Below are 1011 nucleotides of genomic sequence, written 5' to 3'. Positions count from 1 at the left end.
GTGCTCGCGGCCGTCGCGCGCGGGGACGCCGACGCCACGGTGCTCGGCGTGCCGGGCACCCGCGCGCTCGCGGCCCGGTCGGGGTCCTCCCGGGCGGTGGTCGCCGCGCGCGCCGTCGTGGACCTCCTGCCGGCGCCGGCGAGCGTCGAGGGGACGACCGGTCCCGCCGAGCTGGTCGTGCTCGACGAGCCGCCGGGCCGGGCGTTCGACGAGGTGTGGGCCCCCGGGGCAGGGACGCTCCTTGCCGTGGTCGACGGTGCGACGCTCACGACGACGTGGGTCGCGCGGACCGGGTCCAGCCGGATGCTCGCGGTCGACATCGACCTGCCGGGCGACCCCGCCGGGCCGTACCGCGTCGCGAAGACCTGGTTCTACGACCTCGAGCGCGAGGGGCAGTGCGCGGCGGTGTCGGCCGCCGGGCAGGCGTCAGCGTCGGGGTCGGGCACGCACGACGCGTGGCTGCACTGGGACGAGTCCGCGGGACGGCTCGTCGCGATGCCGCACCGCGACTGGCTGGCAGGGCGCGACCGGCCCGTGGAGCGCGGGGGCGCGCCGGTGCCGCCTCTGACGACGTCGATGGTCGCCGTGGTGCTCGCGTCGATGTGCCACGACGACCCGCCGCGGTACCACGTCCGGGAGATCGTCCGCGAGGGCGTCGTCGGGTCCGCGGCCGTGGCTCTCGCGCTGCGGGCGCTCCTGCCGCACGCCGACTTCAGCCCGGCCCGCGTCGTGCGACTGCTGGAGGACGACCCGACGACGTTGCCGGTCCTGTGGCCCGTGCTGGTCGAGTCGGTCCGCTACGCGGCGTCGGTCGATGGGCCTCCCCCTCGGTGGCTGAACCGGGTCCTGGACGTAGCGCTCGTGCACGCCGCGCACCTGCGGGAGGCCGCGCGTCGTGGGCTGCTGCCTGCGGAGGCGGCGGCCTGGCCGGGCCTGGCGGACGTCGCCGCCCGCAGGGGTGGGGCCGCGCCGGGCAAGGCGCGCGACCTGCTCGCGCGCGTGCTGCCCGCC

General features: G+C 78.1%; 1 pseudogene. It reads left to right on the top strand.

The features are described from left to right. Positions 1-48 precede the first annotated feature (48 nt). Positions 49-1011 (top strand): annotated as a pseudogene (locus CTKZ_RS20945) (hypothetical protein); the annotation flags it as partial.

Origin of the sequence: Cellulomonas algicola, assembly GCF_003851725.1 — a bacterium.
Taxonomy (GTDB): Bacteria; Actinomycetota; Actinomycetes; order Actinomycetales; family Cellulomonadaceae; genus Cellulomonas; species Cellulomonas algicola.
The sequence above is the reverse complement of the archived record's forward strand: the minus strand, read 5'-3'. Positions and strand labels throughout refer to the sequence as shown.